2 pseudogenes are annotated in these 393 nt (G+C 56.7%); both read right to left on the bottom strand.

The features are described from left to right. Window positions 1-215, bottom strand: a pseudogene (locus BFV97_RS17900) (transmembrane anchor protein); the annotation flags it as partial. A gap of 17 nt (window positions 216-232) precedes the next feature. Next, window positions 233-393 (bottom strand): annotated as a pseudogene (locus tag BFV97_RS19110) (HupE/UreJ family protein); the annotation flags it as partial.

Here is a 393-nt window from a genome sequence, read left to right as displayed (position 1 = left end):
TCGGCTTCGGCCTCCTCTGCGAGCTGGGTCTTGATTTCGCCCATTTCTGCCAGACCGAGGACGCCGCCGATTCCTGTAGGGTCGATGTTGTATTCGGCAGGCAGCACGACGGTCACAAGGATCGCAACGGCGCTGGCCGCCGCAATGGCGGTGGAACGGATAAGCTGCGCGGAGCTGGGAAGCTCATCAAGGCTCGGTTTTTTTGCGTTAAACATTTTGGTCTCCTAAATTCTCAGGTGGCTACGAAGTAGCCGGTGATTTGCAAGCCCATGAGGATGAACCCCATGGACATCATGACGACGTTGGCGGTGTAGGCTTGGCGGAAGAAGTTTGGGGATTTCCGCCAGAATCCCATGACGATGAGGATCACGGCAAGCGCCATGATCTGGCCAA

It is taken from the genome of Neptunicoccus sediminis (genome assembly GCF_001719615.1).
Classification (GTDB): Bacteria; Pseudomonadota; Alphaproteobacteria; order Rhodobacterales; family Rhodobacteraceae; genus Amylibacter; species Amylibacter sediminis.
The sequence above is the reverse complement of the archived record's forward strand: the minus strand, read 5'-3'. Positions and strand labels throughout refer to the sequence as shown.